The organism is Pseudomonas sp. RW10S2 (assembly GCF_014268985.1).
Lineage (GTDB): Bacteria > Pseudomonadota > Gammaproteobacteria > Pseudomonadales > Pseudomonadaceae > Aquipseudomonas > Aquipseudomonas wayambapalatensis.
This window is the reverse complement of record NZ_JABWRO010000004.1, coordinates 65,016-85,555: the sequence shown is the minus strand read 5'-3', so window position 1 is coordinate 85,555 and position 20,540 is coordinate 65,016. Positions and strand designations below refer to the sequence as shown.

Annotated in this window: 12 protein-coding genes; 2 read left to right on the top strand and 10 right to left on the bottom strand. The window is 61.8% G+C overall.

The genetic code is table 11. The features are described 5' to 3' along the window. Positions 1–117: 117 nt before the first annotated feature. Genes HU729_RS02160 through HU729_RS02145 form a run of 4 tightly spaced genes read right to left on the bottom strand, consistent with a single transcriptional unit; the run spans position 118 to position 6,438 of the window. Positions 118–1,530 (bottom strand): heavy metal sensor histidine kinase, encoded by a 1,413-nt coding sequence (locus tag HU729_RS02160; RefSeq protein WP_186708107.1) that lies wholly within the window; start codon positions 1,528–1,530, stop codon positions 118–120. Then, positions 1,505–2,179 (bottom strand): heavy metal response regulator transcription factor, encoded by a 675-nt coding sequence (locus tag HU729_RS02155; protein ID WP_063546106.1) that lies wholly within the window; start codon positions 2,177–2,179, stop codon positions 1,505–1,507. Before HU729_RS02155 ends, HU729_RS02160 begins: the two co-directional genes overlap by 26 nt. A 9-nt stretch (positions 2,180–2,188) precedes the next feature. After that, positions 2,189–5,278 carry a multidrug efflux RND transporter permease subunit gene (locus tag HU729_RS02150; protein WP_186708105.1) on the bottom strand — a complete coding sequence of 1,030 codons (3,090 nt, stop codon included), beginning with the start codon at positions 5,276–5,278 and terminating at the stop codon, positions 2,189–2,191. Beyond that, positions 5,275–6,438 (bottom strand): efflux RND transporter periplasmic adaptor subunit, encoded by a 1,164-nt coding sequence (locus HU729_RS02145; RefSeq protein WP_186708103.1) that lies wholly within the window; start codon positions 6,436–6,438, stop codon positions 5,275–5,277. The genes HU729_RS02150 and HU729_RS02145 overlap by 4 nt, the downstream gene beginning before the upstream one ends. Before the next feature lie 328 nt (positions 6,439–6,766). Between HU729_RS02145 and HU729_RS02140 the strand changes: the two genes are divergently transcribed. Beyond that, positions 6,767–8,350 (top strand): PAS domain-containing methyl-accepting chemotaxis protein, encoded by a 1,584-nt coding sequence (locus HU729_RS02140; protein ID WP_186708101.1) that lies wholly within the window; start codon positions 6,767–6,769, stop codon positions 8,348–8,350. Between the two features lie 105 nt (positions 8,351–8,455). Here the strand turns inward: HU729_RS02140 and HU729_RS02135 are convergent, their stop codons facing one another. The 5 genes from HU729_RS02135 to HU729_RS26020 all read right to left on the bottom strand — a co-directional run bounded on the left by HU729_RS02135 (position 8,456) and on the right by HU729_RS26020 (position 15,411). After that, complete coding sequence (locus HU729_RS02135; protein WP_186708099.1) at positions 8,456–9,190, bottom strand: YkgJ family cysteine cluster protein; 735 nt, start codon at positions 9,188–9,190, stop codon at positions 8,456–8,458. Further along, positions 9,187–9,498: a hypothetical protein gene (locus HU729_RS02130; protein WP_186668314.1), complete on the bottom strand. Its 312-nt coding sequence runs from the start codon at positions 9,496–9,498 to the stop codon at positions 9,187–9,189. The genes HU729_RS02135 and HU729_RS02130 overlap by 4 nt, the downstream gene beginning before the upstream one ends. A 90-nt stretch (positions 9,499–9,588) precedes the next feature. Then, positions 9,589–10,488, bottom strand: coding sequence for a chemotaxis protein (locus HU729_RS02125; RefSeq protein ID WP_054892508.1), 900 nt, complete (start codon positions 10,486–10,488; stop codon positions 9,589–9,591). Between the two features lie 102 nt (positions 10,489–10,590). Then, positions 10,591–12,597, bottom strand: coding sequence for an autotransporter outer membrane beta-barrel domain-containing protein (locus HU729_RS02120; protein ID WP_186708097.1), 2,007 nt, complete (start codon positions 12,595–12,597; stop codon positions 10,591–10,593). Between the two features lie 342 nt (positions 12,598–12,939). Then, positions 12,940–15,411 carry an autotransporter outer membrane beta-barrel domain-containing protein gene (locus HU729_RS26020; protein WP_186708095.1) on the bottom strand — a complete coding sequence of 824 codons (2,472 nt, stop codon included), beginning with the start codon at positions 15,409–15,411 and terminating at the stop codon, positions 12,940–12,942. Between the two features lie 451 nt (positions 15,412–15,862). Between HU729_RS26020 and HU729_RS02110 the strand changes: the two genes are divergently transcribed. Then, positions 15,863–18,664, top strand: a complete 2,802-nt coding sequence (locus tag HU729_RS02110; protein WP_186708093.1) for a hypothetical protein — start codon at positions 15,863–15,865, stop codon at positions 18,662–18,664. Between the two features lie 96 nt (positions 18,665–18,760). Here the strand turns inward: HU729_RS02110 and norR are convergent, their stop codons facing one another. Continuing rightward, entirely contained in the window at positions 18,761–20,311 is a 1,551-nt protein-coding gene (gene norR / locus HU729_RS02105) for a nitric oxide reductase transcriptional regulator NorR (protein WP_186708091.1), read from the bottom strand. Positions 20,312–20,540: the final 229 nt, after the last annotated feature.

The window sequence follows — 20,540 nt, the reverse complement described above, 5'->3', positions numbered from 1 at the left end:
TCTTGCGTGGCAAGTGTGAGTGAAGACAGGGCTAAGTTAGTCCTGAACAGGCACTTGAAACAGTACCGCAGAGGATAATCACTCTTGCGCAAAAAGTAAGAATTGCTGCGTGGGTCTTCAGACTTTTACCCTAAACCCGCGTAGTTGAGCGCTCGGCAGGTTGATGCCGAAAGTATTGGCGCCCTCTTCGCTGCGTACAAAGACGCTGCCGCCATGCATCAGCGCAATGGCCTTGACGATCGCCAAGCCCAACCCATGGTTACCACCGCCGCTGTTGCTGCGCGCGGCATCGACCCGATAGAAACGCTCGAACAGCAACGGCAGGTGGGCCTTGTCGATAGCCGGCCCGGGGTTGCTCACGGCGATGCTGACCCGCTCCTTATCGACATCGATCCGTACCTGGATCACTTGCCCGGGCGCAGTGTGCTGTACCGCGTTGTTCAGCAGGTTGATGAGCGCGCGGCGCAGTTGTGCCTTTTCGATTGGGGCCTGGGCATCGCCGCTGACCTCGACGCTGACGCGTGCATCCTCAAGGATGTAGTCCAGGTAGTCGAGGGTGGTCGCCACTTCCTCGGCCAGCGAGGCCTGGGTCAGTGCAGTGGCCTTGCTGCCCTGGTCGGCGCTGGCCAGGAACAGCATGTCGTTGATGATGCTGCGCAACCGCTCGAGCTCCTCCAGATTCGATTGCAGCACTTCGAAGTAGTGCTCGGCGCTGCGCCCGCGGGTCAAGGCCACTTGGGTCTGGCCGATCAGGTTGGTCAGCGGCGAGCGCAGTTCGTGGGCAACGTCGGCGTTGAAGGCTTCGAGCCGCGAATAGGCCTGGCTGACCCGGTCGAGCGCGGCGTTGAAGGCCTTGGCAAACTGCGCCAGCTCCGGCGGCAGGTCCTGGGTGCGCAGGCGGCCGTCCAGGCGTGGCGGGGCCAGCGCCTGGGCTTCTGCCGACAGCGCCAGTAGCGGGCGCAGGCCGATGCGTGCGACCCAGTAGGCGAGCAGCGAGGCCAGCAACACACCGAGCACGGCCAGGCCGACAATGGCCACCAGCAGGCTGTGCTGGGCCTGCCAGAAGGTTTGTGTGTCGATACCGATCATGAAGCGTACCGCCGGCCGTTCACCCAGGGCCGGCAGTTGGCTGACCAGGATCTTGAACGGATAGGGGTTGTCGGCCAGGCGCAGGTCGCGCATGCCTTCCGGGCCCTGGGCGAAGCGGCGCAACTGCTCGTTGGGGTGGCCGTACTCGAAGCGCGGATCATCGCTGACCACCCAGAAGCGGATGCGCCGGTCTTCTTCGGCCAGCAGGTTGAGTTTGTTGTGGATCTTCGCCCAGTGTTCCAGGGTGCCGAAGCGGTTGAGGGTGGACTCCAGCACGCTGAAGCGTGCATCCAGCTCGGCCGCCGGCAGCAGGTCGAGGCTGCGGTCGACCTGGCGGTACAACGCGCTGCCGATCAGCACGAACACCGCCAGCGCCACTAGCGTGAACAGCAGCGACAGGCGCAGGGCCAGGGAGTTAGCCCGCACGGTTTTCCAGGACATAGCCCATGCCTCGGATGGTGTGCAGCAGCTTGTTGTCGAACGGCCCGTCGAGCTTGGCGCGCAAGCGCTTGATCGCGACCTCGACAACGTTGGCGTCGCTGTCGAAATTGATGTCCCAGACCAGCTCGGCGATGGCGGTCTTGGACAGGATCTCGCCCTGGCGCCGGGCCAGCACGCTGAGCAGCGAGAACTCCTTGGCGGTCAGCTCCAGACGCTGGCCCGCGCGGCTGGCCTTGCGTGCCATCAGGTCGATCCACAGGTCGGCGACCTGGATCTGCAGCGGCTCATGGCTGGTGCTGCGGCGGGTCAGAGCCTGCAGGCGGGCGACCAGTTCGAGGAAGGAGAACGGCTTGCCCAGGTAGTCGTCGGCACCTTCGCGCAAGCCATGAATGCGGTCCTCGACGCGCTCGCGGGCGGTGAGCATGATCACCGGGGTCTGCTTGCGTGCACGCAGGGCGCGCAGCACGCCGTAGCCATCCAGGCCCGGGAGCATGACGTCGAGCACGATCACCGCATAGTCGCCCTCGAGCGCCAGGTGCAGGCCATCGATGCCATCACGGGCCAGATCGACAGTGAAGCCCTGCTCGGTCAGGCCGCGATGCAGGTAGTCGGCGGTTTTTTCTTCGTCTTCGACGATCAGCACACGCATGAGTTTGTCTCAACTGGCGGTCGCGGCCGCGTTGGCGACCTTGCGGCGGTGGAACAGGCGCTCCAGGGCCAAGTATATGACGGGGGTGGTGAACAGCGTCAGCGCCTGGCTGACCAGCAGGCCACCGACCACCGCGATGCCCAGCGGCTGGCGCAGCTCGGCACCGGCTCCGAAGCCGAACATCAAAGGCACCGCGCCGAGCAGGGCGGCGAGGGTGGTCATGATGATCGGCCGGAAGCGTGTCAGGCAGGCCTGGTGGATTGCCTGCTCGGGCGTCATGCCCTGGTTGCGTTGGGCGTCGAGGGCAAAGTCGATGAGCAGGATGCCGTTCTTCTTGACGATGCCGATCAGCAGCACGATGCCGATCAGCCCCATGATGGTGAAGTCCTGGCCCATGGCCCAGAGCAGGATCAGCGCACCGAGGCCCGCCGAGGGCAGGGTGGAGATGATCGTCAGCGGGTGTACGAAGCTCTCGTAGAGCACGCCAAGGATGATGTACACCGCCACCAGTGCTGCGAGGATCAGCCAAGGCTGGCTCGACAATGAACTCTGGAACGCTTGGGCCGCGCCCTGGAAACTGCCGACGATGGCATCGGGCATGCCCAGCTCGCGCTGGGTCTGTTCGAGGATGCGCACCGCATCACCCAGGGCCACGCCGGTGGCGAGGTTGAACGACAGGTTGGCGGCCGGGAACAGGCCGTCGTGGGCGATCGACAGCGGGCCGGTGCTGGGCGGTGCGACATGGGCCAGGGCCGACAGCGGCACCATCTCGCCCGACAACGGCGAGCGCAGGTAGAAATAGTTCAGGCTCTCGGCCTTGCCGCGCTGGCGGGCGTCGAGTTCGAGGATCACCTTGTACTGGTTGGTCTCGGTCTGGAACTCGCTGATCTGGCGCTGGCCGAAGGCGTCGTACAGCGCCTGGTCGACGTCGGTGGTGGTCAGGCCGAAGCGAGCGGCGGCCTGGCGGTCGATGTCGATGCGGGTGACGCTGGCGCCCAGCTGCAGGTCGTTGGACAGGTCACGGAACGCCGGGTTTTCCCGCAGGCGGTCGGTCAGGCGCTGGGTCCACAGGTTCAGGGCCACGCCATCGTTGCTCTTGAGCACGTACTGGTACTGGGTGCGCGACGGGCCGGAGCTGAGGTTGATGTCCTGGCCGGCGCGCAGGTACAGGACGATGCCGGGCACCTGGGCAAGTTTCGGGCGCAGGCGGTCGATCAGCTCGCTGGCCGACACATCGCGCTCGCCGCGGGGCTTGAGACTGATCCAGAAGCGGCCGTTGGCGATGGTCTGGTTGCTGCCTGTGACCCCGACGGAATGGGAGAAGGCGCGCACCGCAGGGTCGGCCTCGATGATCTTCGCCAGCGCCTGGTGCTTTTCGATCATCGCCGGGTACGACACATCGGCGGCGGCCTCGCTGGTGCCAAGGATGAAGCCGGTATCCTGCAGCGGGAAGAAGCCCTTGGGGATGGCGACATAGCCGACCACTGCCAGCGCCAGGGTCAGGCCGAATACACCCAGCGTCAGGCGCTGGTGGGCGAGGGCGTGGTCCAGGCCCTTTTCGTACCAGCGCACCAGGCGCTGGCCGAAGCCGTCGTGGTGTTCCTGCGGCGGTTTGCGCATGAACAAGGCGCAGAGGGTCGGCGCCAGGGTCAACGACACCACCACCGAAATCAGGATGGTCGAGGTGGCGGTCAGGGCGAACTCCTTGAACAAACGCCCGACCACGCCGCCCATGAACAGCAGTGGAATGAACGCGGCGATCAGCGAGAAGCTGATAGAGATGACCGTGAAGCCGATCTCGCCGGCGCCCTTGATTGCCGCCGTGCGGCTGTCGTCTCCGGCTTCCAGGTGACGGTGGATGTTCTCCACCACCACGATGGCGTCATCGACCACGAAGCCCACGGCGATGACGATGGCCACCAGGGTGAGGTTGTTGAGGCTGAAGCCTGCCACGTACATCAGTGCGCAACTGGCGATCAGCGACACCCCCAGCACGCTGGAGACGACCAGGGTTGCCGACCACTGGCGCAGGAACAGCGCCATCACCCCGATCACCAGTATCACCGCGATCATCAGAGTGAGTTCCACTTCATGCAGCGAGGCGCGGATGGTCTGGGTGCGGTCGTTGAGCACCGACACCTCGACCGAGGCTGGAAGCATTTCCTGCAACCGCGGCAGGGCGTCGAGCACGCGATCCACGGTGTCGACGATATTGGCGCCAGGCTGGCGGAAGATCACCAGGTTCAGCCCGGGTTTGTCGCCGGACCAGGCTTTGACGTAGGCGTTCTCGGCGCCTTCGATCACCTTGGCCACGTCCTGCAGGCGTACCGGGGCGCCGTTGCGGTAGCTGACGATGAGTTGGGCGTAGTCTTCGGGGTGGAACAACTGGTCGTTGGCGGCGATGGTCGAGACACTGTGCTCGCCGTACAGCGCGCCCTTGGCCAGGTTCAGGCTGGTCTGCTGGATGGCCTGGCGGATATCGGCCAAGGTCAGGCCGATGGCCGCGAGCTTCTCGGGCTGGGCTTGTACGCGGATCGCGGGGCGCAGTTGGCCGGTGATGTTGATCAGGCCGACCCCGTCGATCTGGCTGAGCTGGCGCGCCAACAGGGTTTCGGTGTAGTCGCTGAGCTCGTTGCCGGGCATTTGCTCGGAGCTGACGGTCAGCACCAGCACGGGGCTGTCGGCCGGGTTGACCTTGCGCCAGGTCGGTGGGCTGGGCAGGTCCTGCGGCAGGCGCGCAGTGGCGGTGTTGATCGCGGCCTGGACTTCCTGGGCGGCGGTGTCGATGTTCTTGTCGAGGGTGAACTGCAGGATCAGCGTGGTCGAGCCCAGGGCGCTGCTGCTGGTCATCTGGGTCATGCCGGGGATGGCGCTGAACTGTACCTCCAGCGGCGTCGCCACCGAGGATGCCATGGTTTCAGGGCTGGCGCCGGGAAGCTGCGCGGTCACCTGGATGGTCGGGAAGTCGGCTTCCGGCAAGGGGGCCACCGGCAGGCGCGGGAAAGCGATGGCCCCCAGCAGCACCAGGGCGAAGGTCAGTAGCAGGGTGGCGATGGGGTGGTCGATGCACCAGGCCGAAACCCCTTTGCGGGTGATCATGGCTGGCTCCGGCGGTCAGCCACTTCGGGGCTGGCGGGCAGGTCGGGGGCGACCTCGACCCGTGCCCCGGGCTTGAGGCGCGACTGGCCGTCGAGCACCAGGCGATCACCGGCCTTGACTCCGGCGATGACGTTCAGGTCGCTGTCCTGGTAGAGCACCTTCACCGGCACGCTGGCAACCTTGTCGCCATCGAGGCGGTAGACGTAATGGCCATCGATGCCTCGCTGCACCACGGGTGGTGGCACCACCAGGGCGTTCTCGTCGATGGCGGTGCGCAGGCGAATGGTCACCAGTTGGCCCGGCCACAAGCGGCCATCCTTGTTGTCGAACTCGGCCTTGATACGCACGGTGCCGGTGTTGGCCGAGACCTGGTTATCGATCAGCGCCAGGTGGCCCTGGCCCAGCAGGCTGCGTTCGCCGTCGGCGTCCATGTAGGCCTCGACCAGCGCTGGTGACGGGGCTTTGAGCAGGTTCTGCAGGCTAGGCAGCATCTGTTGCGGCAGGGCGAACTCGACAGCGATCGGGTCGATCTGGGTGACGCTGAACAGACCCTGGGTGTCGCTGCTGCGCACCAGGTTGCCGGGGTCGACGTTGCGAATGCCGACGCGACCGGTCACCGGTGAGCGGATCTGCGTGTACGACAGCTGCACTTCGGCATTGGCGATGGCTGCCTGGTTACCCTTGACCGTGGCCTGCAGTTGATTCACCAGCGCCTGTTGCTGGTCGAGGGTCTGTTTCGAGACGCCGTCGTCGCTGCTCAGCAGGCGGTAGCGCTTGAGGTCGACACCGGCCACCTGCAACTGTGCCTGGCTCTGGTCGAGTTGGGCGCGAGCCTGCTCGAGACTGGCGCGGATCGCGCGGTCGTCGAGGGTGGCGAGCAGGTCGCCTGCCTTGACCCATTGGCCCTCCTTGACCTGCACCTGGGTCAGGATGCCCTCGACCTGCGGGCGTACATCGACGCTGTGCAACGACAGTACCGAGCCGATGGCGCTGGCAAAGCGCGGCACGTCCTGCTGGGTGACGCTGACCACCCTGACCGGCACGGCATTTTGCGCGCGTGGGGCAGGCGTGTCCTGGCGCAGGCGCAACCAACCGGCCACGGCGATCAGCAGGAGGATGGCCAGGGTGGCGAGAACGAAGGAGCGGGAGGGACGTCGCATCGGTGCTGGTACCGGTCAGTTGGCAGGGTTGGTTACGTGTCGTGTTCTGCGCGGGCAAGCCCGCTCGCACACCATCTGTTACGGAAGTACCTGTGGGAGGGGGCTTGCCCGCGAACAGAACACCTAGATAACCGGCTTTATGTCCTGTCCTTTTTCTGCTTATAGCCCCCCAACCGGGTCGGCAACGTGACGCCTGGCTGACAGCGCTGACAGTTTCCAATCATTGATGGCCAATTGCCAAGGCATTGCGCTGGATCAATGCCCGTCCGGGGTTTGCCCCTAGAGTCGAACGCCCTCCCGATTGTCCCGACAACAATGAGAGCCTCCGATGAAGTGCAATATGCCTGTTACCGGTCGCCAAGTGGGTTATCCCGGTGATGCCAACATCCTTTCCACCACCGACCTCGATAGCCGCATCACCTACGCCAACGATGATTTCGTGCGTATCAGCGGGTTTGCCCGCGAGCAGTTGCTCGGCCAGCCGCATCATGTGGTCCGCCATCCTGACATGCCTGCCCAGGCCTTCGAGCAGATGTGGCAGACGCTCAAGGCCGGTCGTTCGTGGATGGGGCTGGTGAAGAACCGCTGCAGCAACGGTGATCACTACTGGGTCAGCGCCTTCGTCTCGCCCATCGGCAGTGCGGGGCAGACGGTCGAGTACCAGTCGGTGCGCACCCGTCCACTCGACGAGCAGGTCGCGGCGGCCGAGCGCTGCTATGCACGTTTGCGCGAAGGGCGGTGGCGCTGGCGCGAGCGTCTGCCGGTGCCGGGCCTGCGGGCGCGGCTGTCGCTGGGCATTGGCGCTGTGCTGGCGCTGGTGATCGGCGTCGGGCAGGGCTGGTCGGCCGGCGCCTGGCAGGTGTCTTTGATCGAGTGGCTGGCGGCAGCGGGCCTGAGCAGCTTGGCCGTGTGGGGGCTGTTGCGCCCGTTCGAGCGTCTGCGTGCCCAGGCCCTGGCGGTGGCCGACAATCCACTGAGCCAGCAGTTGTACACGGGGCGGCGCGATGACATTGGCCAGATCGACTTCGCCATGCGCATGCTCAAGGCGCAGTTGGGGGCGGTGGTCGGGCGCATAGGCGATACCTCGACACGCCTGGCCGGGCATTCCGGATCGCTGGCCGAAGCCCTGCAGGCCAGCCATGCCAACAGCCTCGAGCAGCAGAGCGAGGCGGACCAGGTCGCCACGGCGATCCACCAGATGAGCGCCAGCGTCGCCCAGGTTGCCAGTAGCGCGCAGTTGGCGGCGATGGCTGCCGACCAGGCCGAAGACGAAACCCAGTCGGGTCATCAAGTGGTCGACCGCAACCGCTGCGCGATCCAGGACCTGGCCGGTTCGCTGGTGGAGGCGAGCGAGGTGATCCAGCAACTGGAAAACCACAGCGGCGAGATTTCCGGGGTCATCGATGTGATCCGTGGCATTGCCGAGCAGACCAACCTGCTGGCACTCAATGCCGCCATCGAGGCGGCGCGTGCCGGCGACCAGGGGCGTGGTTTTGCTGTGGTCGCCGACGAGGTGCGTGGCCTGGCCCAGCGTACCGCGCAGTCGACCCACGAGATCCAGCGCATGATCGCTGCCTTGCAGGAGGGTACCCGTGCGGCGGTACAGGTGATGCGTCAGAGCAGCACCCATGCCGGGCATAGCGTCGAGCAGGCGCGCCTGGCCAGCGATGCGCTCGACAGCATCAGCGTGCGGGTCAACCAGATCAACGAGATGAGTTTGCAGATCGCGGCGGCGGTGGAGCAGCAGAGCCAGGTCAGCGAGAGCATCAACCGCAATATCGTCAGTATTCGCCAGGCCAGCGAGGCGACGGTGGATGTGGGGCAGCGCAGTCACAGCAGTGCCAGTGATGTGGCGGGGCTGGCGCAGGATCTGCGGCGGTTGGCGGATGAGTTCTGGCGGCGCTGTCAGTGAGGCTGGCGGTGCCCTTTTCGCGGGCAAGCCCCTCCCACAGGGGCTAGGACTGCTTTTTTTTGTGGGAGCGGGCTTGCCCGCGAAAAGGGCACCGCAGATTCCAGCTCAGAACCCGATAAAGGCGTAGTACACCGGCGCTTCGCCGGTCGTCAGCAGCCCATGCCCCTGCAGCCCGTCGGCCAGTTCGACATCTTGCACATGCACTGTCCATGGCACGAGCGCTTGATCGCTCGTCTGATCCAGCGCCGCGAGAAACGCCTGCATGTCTGGCAGCCAGGCGGTGAAACCGTTGCCCTTGAGCGCGCTGGTGGTCATGCCCAACGCCTGGCAGACCGCAACCTTGGCGGCGATGTCGTCGCGGTCGGCCTGGCGCGAGGCTTCGATCAGTGCGGCCAGTTGCGGATCGACGGCCCTGTTGCCGATGATCAGTTGCGGGCCTTGTTGCCAGGCTTCGGGTGGGCAATCCTTGGCTTCGACGCGCAGAGGCAGGTGCGGGTTGACCTCGGCCGGATAGATACGACAGACCAGCGGGCGTGTTTCATAGATGCCGCACAGGTTGTTGGCATCCAGGTTGCGACAGCGCCCTGGATTGAAGGCCGCGAAGGTCACCGAGACCCGCACCTCTGCACTCCCGCAAGGCACGGCGAGCGAACGGCGCAGCACATGATCGCGTTGCTCGACCGGCATGCCCGGGCCATCGGTGATGAAGCCTTCGATCAGCACCACGACCTGGCCGCCACTGGCAGCCCACTGGCGGGACTCGGCGAGCGTGAGCGGTACATGGTGGCCGGTGCAGCACTTGCCGCAGCCGGTGCAGGCGAAACGAATGCCGTCGCTCACTTGGCGCCTGGCTTCCATTCGGTGACGTAGGCTTGCTGCTGGGCGCGGTCGTACAGGCACAGTTCGGTGCCTGTCTGGTTCTTCATGTATTTTGGCTTGTACACGCCTTCGATCAGCAGGGCGCTATAGGCGGTGCGGTCGTCGAATTCAGCGGGCTTGCCCAGGGCGTGGGCGTCCTTGAACTGGCTGGCGGCCAGGCAGCGCTTGACCATCTGCTGGCGGTACTCGTTCCAGGCGTCGGGGCTGGAGGCCTGGGCAAGACCGCTGGTCATGGCGAGGGCAATCAGGGCAATGCGAAGAGGGGTCATAAGCGATACCGGCAAGAAAACCTCGGAAGGGGAGTGATTATGCCCGAGTCCTCCCCACCATCAAGTGAAGGCATTGTGTCGCCAGATGTATCAGCGCTCGGCGAAGCCGACCGCTCGCGCCGCGACGACGAGGCAGTCGGTCAGCTCGGGCGAGGAAAACTTGGTGAGAATCGCGTTGGCGCCTGCGACCTTGGCTTTTTCGGCGCTCATGGCGCTGTCCAGCGAGGTGTGCAGCAGCACGTAGAGGTGCTTGAAGTCCGGGGTCTCGCGCACGGTGCGGGTGAAGGCGTAGCCGTCCATCTCGGACATTTCGATGTCCGACACCACGATGTTGATTTCCTGGGCGGTGCCCTGCAGCTCCAGCAGGACATTGATCGCATCCTTGGCGCTGCGCGCGGTATGGCATTCGACGCCGAGGTGGCGAAGGGTGTGCACCGATTGCTGCAGCGCCACCTGGCTGTCGTCCACCACCAGGATGTTGGCGGCGGCCAGCAGGCTGGCGTCTTCTGCGCTGAGCTCGCCGGGATGCGTTTCAGGTTCCGGCGGGGCGATGCCGTGGATGACCTTCTCGATGTCCAGCACCTGCACCAGCGTGTTGTCGACCCGGGTCACGCCGGTGATGAAGGAGCGGTTGCCCGAACCGTACGGCGGCGGCTTGATGTCGGTGCTCAGGCAATGGACGATGCGGCTGACCGCCTGCACGTGCAGGCCTTGGCGGGTGCGGCTGATGTCGGTGACGATCAGGCAGCCGCCATCGGGGTCGGCCAGTGGCATTTCGCCGATCGCCCGCGACAGGTCGATCACCGACAGCGAGTTGCCGCGCAAGGTCGCTACGCCTTTGACGTGGGGATGCGACTCGGGAAGCTTGGTCAGGGGCGGGCAGGGAATGATCTCGCTGACCTTGAGCAGGTTGATAGCCATCAGCTTGCCGCTGCGCAGGGTGAACAGCAGCAGGGACAGCGAGTCCGCGCGGGCATTTTGCGTGGCCATGGATAACCTTCGGGCATGTCGGAAAAGGGAGTGGATGCCGGGTTATCGGCCTTGGCCGTTCAGGCTTTAGGCAAAAAAGAGGGCCTTGCGGCCCCTGAAGGATTACCAGCTGTAACGCGCACCCAGGTTGACTCCCCAAGGCTGTTCGATGTTGTTGCCTTTCATGTAGTCGAATCCTGCATTCACCTGCACCGTGTCGGTGACTTGCGCGGCCACACCTGCACCGAGCTCGATGCGGCTGCCCGACAGGTCGTTGTCGAACTTGTTGTCGTTGACCTTGACCTGATTGTTGCGAGCGAACTCGTGGGCTGCTGCGACCTTTACGTAGGGCTGCACGAAACCGCCTTTATCCAGTGGGAAGGTACGGCCGACATGGCTACCGACCTTGCCCAGCAAGGAGTCGGCATTGGCAGCGCTGGCGTGCATGCCGTTGTCCAGGTTGTAGCTGGCACCGTCGACCCACAGCGTGGACAGCTGGGTATAGGGTTCGACGAACCAGCCGTCGTCCAGCTTGATGTGCTTGCCGACTTCGATCGAGGCGCCGATCCCGTTGTTGCTGTATTTGCCCTTGGCCTTGCGGCCATCGCTCATGCGCACGTCCGAGGTGTTCTGGAAGCGGTTTGCCTTGAGCAGTGCATCGATGTAAAGGCCATCGTCCGCCAGCCAGGTGCTGTACATGCCCAGATGGAAGCTGTCGACCTTACCGGTGGTGCCGGCGGACAAATCGAGGTCCGAACGGCTGTAGCCGCCCGTCACGCCCAGCAGCCACTGGCTGCCGTTCGACGGCAGTGGCGCGTCGGCACCGAAGTAAATGCCCTGTTGTACCTGGTTGTAGTCGGCACCGGCGCCTGCAGATACCTTGTGCTTGTTGCCGTAGGTGCGCAGCCAGCCACCACCTTGGGTGTTGCCGTTGCGCAGCTCGCCCATGCGCGAGCGCAGGGTGGTTGCCTCGCCGTACCACACGGTAGGCGCGGCGCTGAACAGACCGGTGACCGTGCGTGTGCCCGGGGTGGTGGTGTTGCCCTTGCGTACCAGGAACCAGTCGTCGCCGCGCTGTTCCAGTTCGTAGGCGAAGGTGCCGAAGTCCACCTGGCCGCCGATCAAGTCGAATTGCGAGGTGCTGCCCTCGCCGGTGTGCACGACCTGATGGTCGATCACTGCGGCGTTCGGGTCGGTGCCGGTGCTTTCCACCAGCAGGCGATATTCGCCGCTGGCCTTGCCGCTGACGTCGATGAAGTCGCCTTGGCCGGTGGCCAGGTCGGCGCCAAGCACGAAGGTGCCCGAGCCAGACAGCTCGCCCAGTTGCAGGCGGTTGAAGCCAGTGCTGCCTCCAGGGCCGCGCAGGTTCACGGTGCCGTCCGAGAGGTTCAGCTTGTCGACGCTGGAATCGCCGGTCAGGGACCAGCTGGAGCTGGCATCGATCTTCAGCGAGGCGGCATTCTCGATGGAACCCGTCAAGCTGGCATGATCAGCCAAGCTTATATTCAAGGTGGAGTTCTTGTCGGCCACGATGTTGCCGGTCAGATGGCTGTTGTTGATCGCCGCATTGGCGCGAGCGCCTTCGCTAACCTCGAGAATCATGCCGTTACCGCCCGAAAGGGTGGAGCCGTTGTTGATTTCGATGTTCACGTCTTCATCGTCGATATGTCGGAGCACCTTGATAGCACTGCCCTCACGACCGATCACACTTGACTGGTCCAGTACCAGATTGGCCTTGGTTGCAGAACCATCTGTGACATCGGGCAGCATGACGATGCCATTGTTGTCGCCAGTGATGACGCTGCCCGCGCGAACAGATGCAGTGGCGCCGGCAATCACCAGACCGACTCCGCCGGCAATGGGGCCCTCTTCGTCAGCGCCTGCCAAGCCTTCGACGTAGGTATTGGCAAGGTCAAGAGTGGCGTTTTGGCTTATGTTGATACCGCGACCAGTGGCCTGGACTTTACTATTGGTGATGCGTGCGCTGGAGGCTTGTTGGTCGCCGGAGAGCGCAATTCCGATCAGCGAACGCCCTGGCCGAGATGGGTCGATGAAGGCTGTAATGGTGCTGGCATCTATCTCTGCATGGCTGTTGTACAGGCTGAGCGCGTTTTCGCCCACGCTGTGCACGCGGCCATCGTTGATGTTTACACGTGAATTGTCTGTAGCAAGGATTCTTCCCGTTTGAGCGCCGCTACTTACATTGAGGGTGTTCTGGCCGACTAGGTAGTAGCGATGCATCGGTGTGTCCCTGTTTACCTCACGGCTTTCGCCGGGACGCAGAATGACATCAGCCGCCATCGCTGTACTCGCGTATGCGCCAGCGCTCAATATTGCCAGCGTGGTCTTGAAAAACATGGAGATCTCCGGTCAAAAAAGATCTGAATTTGATCGGAGGTCTCGGAAGTTGTATGTAGGAATAGTCTGGGGTTTGGGTCGCGGCCGAGTGCACAAGCAGGCTGCTATTGGCCCTTACCAGGCTAGGTTGAATCCGATATTCATACCCCACGGTTGCTCGATATTCTTGCCGTTGCTGTAATCAAGGTCGACATGCAACTGCAGCGCATTTGCCAGCTGGATGGCTACGCCTGCGCCGAGCTCGCCTCGCCCGCCAGACAGATCATCATGAAAAGTGGTGCTGTTGACGCGAATATCATTGTTGCGGGCGAATTCGCGAGCGGCTGCCAGTTTTACGTAAGGCTGTACGTAACCACCCGATTGCAGGGCGATGGTTTTGCCTACATGGGCGCCGGCCTTGCCCAGCAATGAGTTGGCCTTGTTGCTCTTGAGCTCCATGCCATTGTCCATGCTGTAGTTTTCGCCGCTGACCCAAAGCGCGGACGCCTGGAGGTAAGGCTCGATGAACCAGTTGTCATCGAGCTTGAAATGCCGTCCGGCTTCGACGGATCCCCCGAAGCCATAATTGTTGTATTCACCTTTGGCCTTGTGCCCATCACTCATGCGCGCGTTAGCCTTGTTCTCGAAGCGGTTTGCCTTGATCACCGTATCAATGTAATAGCCGCTGTCGGCCAACCAGGTGCCGTACACTCCCAGGTAATAGCTGTCCACTCGACCGTCACTGCCCAGGCGCATATTGAGCCGGGAGTCGCTGTACCCTCCCATGATACCGAGCAACCAGCGTCCGCTCTCGGTTGGCAGTGCCCTGTCGACACCTATGGAGACGCCTTGCTGCACTTGCTGGTAATGCACCTGGTCTGCCGCCGAGACACGATACTTGTTGCCATAGGTGCGCCCCCAGAAGCCACCTTGGTCGTAACCACCACGCAATTCGCCCATGCGACTGCGCAAGGTGCTGAGTTCCCCATACCATACGGTCGGGGCGGCGCTGAATACTGCAACGGCCATCTGCGTGCTAGGTGAGATGATCGGATCGTCCTGGCGTTGGGTCAGGTACCAGTCATTGCCCTGGCGCTCCAGTGAGTAGGAGAACGCACCGAGATCGACCAGGCCGTTATCGCTGAGGACCTTGAAGTTGGCATCGCCACCCTGGGTATGTACCACGCGTTGAGCGGTGCCTCCTGCTGTGGGATCTGCTCCGCTGTTCTGGATAGTCATGCCGTAGCTGCCACGCGCGAGGCCTTCGATGTTGACCAGGTCACTGCGACCATCGGCCAGGTCGGTACCCAGAGCAAATGTCCCGGTGCCGTCGAGGCTGCTTGCCGTGAGCACCCGAAACTCGTCATTGCCACCCCGCAGATTCACCACACCACCTTGCAGGTTCAATGCTCCGACATTCGAGCTATTGACCATGTCGAAGCGGGAGCGATCACCTATCTCGGTGGCTTTTGCATTGGTCACGGTACCCATCAGGCTTGAACCGTTGGCCAGGCTCAACGTGCCTGTGGCAGGTGAATCGTGAAGGATATTGCCGGTCATCCGGCTGTTGTCCAGCGCAATGCCGAGAACGTTGCTGACAGTCCCGGTCAGCGTTGCTCCATTGGCGAGGGTCAGCTCGCTGGCACTGCCAGGGCTTGTGCTGACACTGCCGGTCAGGTTGCTCGCATCCAGCGTCAATGCGGCGACGTTGGTGACATCACCCACGATGCTCGATTGTGCTGTCATGCTCACCGTTGCGCTGGAGCCGACCGGCTGGTTGATCGTGCCGTTCAGTGTGCTGGCAGCCATGGACAGGCTGCGGATGTTGTTCACATTGCCGGTCAGACTGGCGCCATTGGCCATGACTACATCCGCTGACGCATGAGCGGCCACCTGAATATCTCCGGCAAGGGTGCTGGAGTCGATAAGCAGATGCGCCTGAGTGACGGCTGCGGGCGCTTCATCGGGGAGACCGACCTGCAGCAGGATGCCGTTGGCGGCAGTTACGCTCGAGTTGTTGCGAATCTCGATCTGTCCCAGCATCGGATCGATACCAAGGTTGCTGACTACGATGGCGCTACCGCTCTGGGATATAAGGTTGGAGTGATCCACCACCAGTCGCGAATTCGCATGGCCATCATCCACTGCAAGCAACGCCGCAGCGATGTTGCTACCGGTTGCCGTGCTGTTTCTCAGAATCGCCTCTCCGCCGACCAGCGACATGCCAAGACCGCTGTAGACGATGAAGTCTGTCGGGTTGCCGGTACCGGTCAAGGTGGAGTCGATCAACGTTGCACTGCTGCTTCCCGAGACATTCAACCCACGACCGAAGCCGCTGATCTCGCTACCTTCCACCAAGGCGGTCGAAGTTCGGCCGTTGAAGACTAAACCGGTGGAAACCGAAAGCCCCATATTACCGGTGGAGGTCAGCGATGAGTTGCGGATAGTGCTTTGGCTCTCAATGAGATCAAGCGCCGCTCGACTGCCGCCTCGTACTGTGGCGCCGTCCAGCGTGACTGTGGAATCTGGGTCAGCATAAATGTCCAGCGCCTGCCCTCCGGGCTCGATGAGCAGTGTGGCGGCAGTCAGTGTCCAGCGTTCGCTCACGTCGCCGGCTCTTACGGTCGCCGAACCTCCCGCTGGAAGTGTGGCGGCATCAAGGGGGGCTGCGAGAAGGGCAAACAAGCACAGCACGCTTTGGATAGGCGGATTCTTGACTGAAATGCTTCCTTGCATTGGCTCATGCTCCAAACGGATAGGTTTCAACATCGCCCGGTGCCCGGTACACGTATTCCGAGCAGCGCATGCACTTGATATGAGAGCGAGTATAGAAGTCTGTTTCGAGATCGCACACCTGTTAAAAATGCTAGGTTACGGCATTGAATATTCATGCTTGTATGTTTTTGCTGGTAGACAACGAATGGTGATGTGGCTGGGTCGTTCTGAGTCACGGGCGATATGTGTTGTCTCGTGGGTGAGAGCATGTTTGTTGTTTAAACGCTGCGCACTTGATATCAGGTAAATCAGATTGGGTGAGGGCATGAACATGAACACAAGGATGAATATCAAGAGCCGCCGGCAGGGAAGTGTTGCACCGGCTGCGGAGATATTGCTCGAAGAAATGACTATTCCTAACCGTGACCCTGTCGGGGGACGTATACACAAAGATTTTCTGTCGGACGACGTGGAAGTTATTATTCCGCGGGCGCAAGACATGCGTCGTCAAGACAGTCTTGAACTGTATCGAAATGGTGAACCTTTCGGTGCCAAATACAGGTTGGCAGACCTGGGCTTTGATGATAATACGGTCACGGCTTTTTCTATTCCCTTTAAAATGGCAGACTTTCCACCACTGGGTGCCGACGTCACGTACACGATGGATTACCGAGTTTTTGACCCTATTTCAAATAGAGGTAATTTGTCTCTGCGCCCTATTTCGTTGCGTTTCGACCGGTTGGCGCCGGGTGGCGATAATCTCCCGGGTATCTTCTTTACCGGTGAACAGCTCAGGGGGATTACGGAAGCCGATATGGAGGGTGATCTATTAAAGGTCAAGATTGACCCTTATCACGATGGTGAGGCTGAGGACAAAGTCGAGTTATGGGTTTCCAACGTTGATGCCGAGGACGAGCGGTTCTACCTGACCCCGGCATTTGACGTTGCTGACCCGGTTAATATCCTGGATGTTCACTTCACCCGGGAACAGCTCACCGTCTTCGGTGGAAGCGGCAAACTCTATTTCGGTTACCGGGTAACGGATTGGTCAGGTAATGTCAGCAGTCTTTCAAGCACTACGGAGATCCCGGTCTATCTGGATCAACCGGGGCTGGCCGCGGCTGTAGTGCCGGCGGCTGCAAAGGGGCTGATTACCTATAATGATGCCACGCCCTTTATCGAGGTAGAAATACCCACTTACACAGTCGGTACGCCTGCCGCGGGGGATCTCATCACCCTGACCTGGGAGGGCGATACATTCCCTTATATCCTGCAGTCGGCCGACCTGGACAAAGACCCACTCACGATCATCCGGGTTCCCTACGCTACCGTCGCAAAGCGGCCTCTCGGGCAGACCACGATCAACTATTCTTTGAGGCGTGGTTCTGAGCCGGTTGTGCCTTCTCCCGATACCATTGTAAATATCAATCTTGAGTCACCCGGTGGTCCGGATCCGGATCCGGATCCGGAAACACCGGTTCATGAGTTAATCAGGCCTGCAGTACTTACCTGTGGTTCCAGTCCACCCAACACCATCCTGCCTGAAGATTTTGGCAAAGCCGCCAGTGTAAAGATTTCCCGTGCCAGGGTTGGAGATAATCAGCCGATCTGGAAGATCGGCGACAGCATTCAACTGACCTATGACACGATCTCCGCGCCTATCGTGCCGACCGTGATCACTACGGCAAATGAAGGCAGCGATATCAGCATTGAGGTTCCGTTCGCCGATGTGATCGAAGCGGTCGGAACAGGCACACCGAAAATCTTCTTTGTCATTACCCGTGAGTTGGATTTGCCTGGTGGCGGTACTACCCCTGTAACGGCCAGATCTCCCGATCAGGAAGTCGTTGTCTCCGCCGGCTCGGAGCTGCCGGGCGGGACTACGCCGCTTCAGTTGGGGAGCTTCCCGGAAGCGGTCGATTACGAAGACGAACACACAGGCGGGGTCTACCGAGTCATCCAATTCGACGTTGGCAGGAGGGATACGATGTTCCGAATTCCTCTGGCGGGTGTCGCCAACATAGAAATAGGACGCAACCCCAGACTGAGTTACTTCTTCGAAGGTTTTAACACGGGCAACGATGTCAAACCTCCGGAAAAACCATGGACCCCGCTTCCCGGTACTCGCCTCGAGGCATCCAACGTGCCACTGACCCAAGCTGATCTTGACCAGGGATACTATGAGGTGCCCCTGCTGTACCGCACCCTGTTGCAGCGCATCTGCCGCAATGGTGCGGAATTGAACTACTCATTGATCAATGATCTGGAAATTCCGGTGCGGGCGCCTGTAGCCTATGTGTATATCGCATTAAATGACGGAGGGGGGCAGTGTCTGCTGAGCTTTGCTGTTGATACGCAGATGACATCCTCCAGCTTTGGCGCAGGCGTACAAACGGCACTGCGCGAAGTGAGTAAAACCTCACGGATGAACGGTCCTCTGCAACCGCTCTCGATTCCTGGCCGCGATGCCGACACCGGTATCGTGCCTGTCGAATACCTGAAGAACGACTTGGTCGTTCAGATTACCAAGGCCGATGTCATGACCCCTGCGCATGAGCTCCGTCTGCTGCGTGACTTCGAGGGCTATGGCAGGCCTTACCGATTGACGACAGAAGAGTTGAACGATCCCGAAGTGGTTCAATTCGAACTGAATATCGAGCAGAAGGACTTTCCACGGGAGGGCGCCGATGAGACGTTCACGTTGGATTACGAGCTGTTTGATACCGTCACCCAAACGGGGGGGGTCGCCAACTTGCCGGTCAGCGTGCGTCTGGACCGCCGAGCGCCAGGTGGAAATGCCCTTTCCGCGTTGGGCTTTACCCCTGAACAAGTGAGGAACGGTATCAGGGATACCGATCTGGTCAATGACCGACTGGCCGTTAATGTTCACGCTTACTTGTATGGTGAACAGGGCGATAAAATCGAGTTGTGGCTGGGCTCGTCTGCGGACGAGGGGTTGGGCGAATATCTGGGCGTCAGCAGGGTGGTCGACGATCCCAGGGCGACTCAAGTGGTGTATTTCACACGCGCGCAGCTCTCGAATGGTTTGCGCTACTTTGGTTACCGGGTGCAAGACCAAGCGGGTAACTACAGCGTGCTGTCTCGCCTCATGGATATCGAAGTAGATATCACGCCAGCCCGTTAGTTGACGTTGTCCTTGCGCCTCTTTGCGGATACCGATATCGGAAGAGGCGCATTATTTTACCCGCCCTTGCCGGGCCGCATCGATGCACCGCGTGGCTCAGCGTAACTCGAGTCGACGAGCCAGGCGGCCGAGATTGGCCCGGTCCAGGCCAAGTTCCCGTGCCGCTGCGGCCCAGTTGTATTGATGCCGTTGCAGGCAGTTATCGATCACTTGGCGCTGGTAAGCGTCGACGGCTTCGCGCAGACCACCCTCGGGCAACGGCAGGGCAGGCTCGATGGGGGCCAATGAAGCCGCCTTTGTCGGCAGCGTAGTGCGAAGGTCGAGGTCTGCTGCTTGCAGGGTGAGGATGCGCGGGCGTTCGGGGTGCTGACCGAGGGCCTTGAGCGCCGAGCGTCCGATCAGGTGTTCCAGTTCACGCACGTTGCCTGGCCAGTCGTAAGCCACTAGTGACGTCTGGGCTTCGCTGCTCAGGCGCAGGCTGTCCAGCCCCAGTCTCGAACGGTTTTGCTCGAGAAAGAAACCTGCCAGCAGCAATATGTCCCGTCCTCGCTCGCGCAGCGGTGGAACCTGCAGTGGGTATACGCTGAGGCGGTGGTAAAGATCGGCGCGAAAGTTCCCGTTGCGCACTTCGCTGGCCAGGTCTCTGTTGGTGGCGGCGATCAGGCGCACATCTACCTTGTGTTCGTGGTCCGAGCCCAGGCGCTGCAGTTGGCCGCTCTGCAATACCCGTAGCAGTTTGGCTTGTACCGACAGAGGCAGCTCGCCGACTTCGTCGAGAAACAATGTTGCGCCGTGGGCGAGTTCGAACTTGCCGCGCCGCTCGCCATGAGCGCCGGTAAAGGCGCCCCTGACATGACCGAACAGTTCGCTTTCGACCAGGGTATCGGGCAAGGCGGCGCAGTTGAGGCTGACCATTGGTTTGTCCGCACGCTTGCTGGCCTGGTGCAGTGCCAGCGCGACCAACTCCTTGCCGACACCGGTCTCTCCGGTGATCAATACGGTCAGATCGCTGCCTGCCACCAGGCGGATTTCTTCCAGCAAGTGCTTGTGCGCCGGGCTCTGGCCGATCAGTTCCTTGCGCTGGTCGTTGGCTTGTCGGTAGACCTCCGCGCGTTGCTGCTCGTCTTCCACGCGCAGGGCCAGCTTCTCGATGCGCTCGGCGACGGTGACGGTTGCCGCAGCGAGGCTTGCGAATGCCTGGAGGGCGCCGAGTTCAAGGCTCTGGAACCGGCCCGGGGTGAGGGCGTCAAGGGTCAGCAAGCCCCAGGGGCGTTCGTCGACCATCAGCGGGCAGCCCATGCAGTCGTGCACGTGCAGGTCTGCATCAATTGCAGCGACCAGGCCATCGTAGGGGTCAGGCAGTTCGGAGTCACTGGCAAAGCGCGTCGGCTCAGGCCGACTGAGCAGTATCTCGAAACGTGGATGCTCGCTGACCTTGAAACGCCGCCCCAGGGTGTCTGTCGACAAGCCGTCGACCGCAAGCGGCACCAGCCACTCTCCATCCAGGCGCAGCAGTGCTGCAGCATCGCACGGTAGCAGGCTGCGCATGGATTGCAGTAGGCGGCGATAGCGTTCCTGGTCCGGCAGGTCGCGAGACAGATCGCTGACCAGAGGCAGGAGGGCGGTGAGGAGGGGTTTTGCGAACATGCGGGTTTTCCGGAACGGCGTGTTGACCATACGGTCGGCGAGTTGTCGGGCTGACGTCAAGGTCCGCTTGCAGCGATGCAGCAGGCTGAACGGCAATCGGACCTGGTAAAACTGTCAGGTTACGGCTTCGCGTGCGGAGGGTAGAGTCGAGCGACAACTGCGGCCAAGGCGCTTTGTGCGTGTGCGGGACTGGTCGAACATCCTTTTCAACAGGCGAGGGTAATCTGCA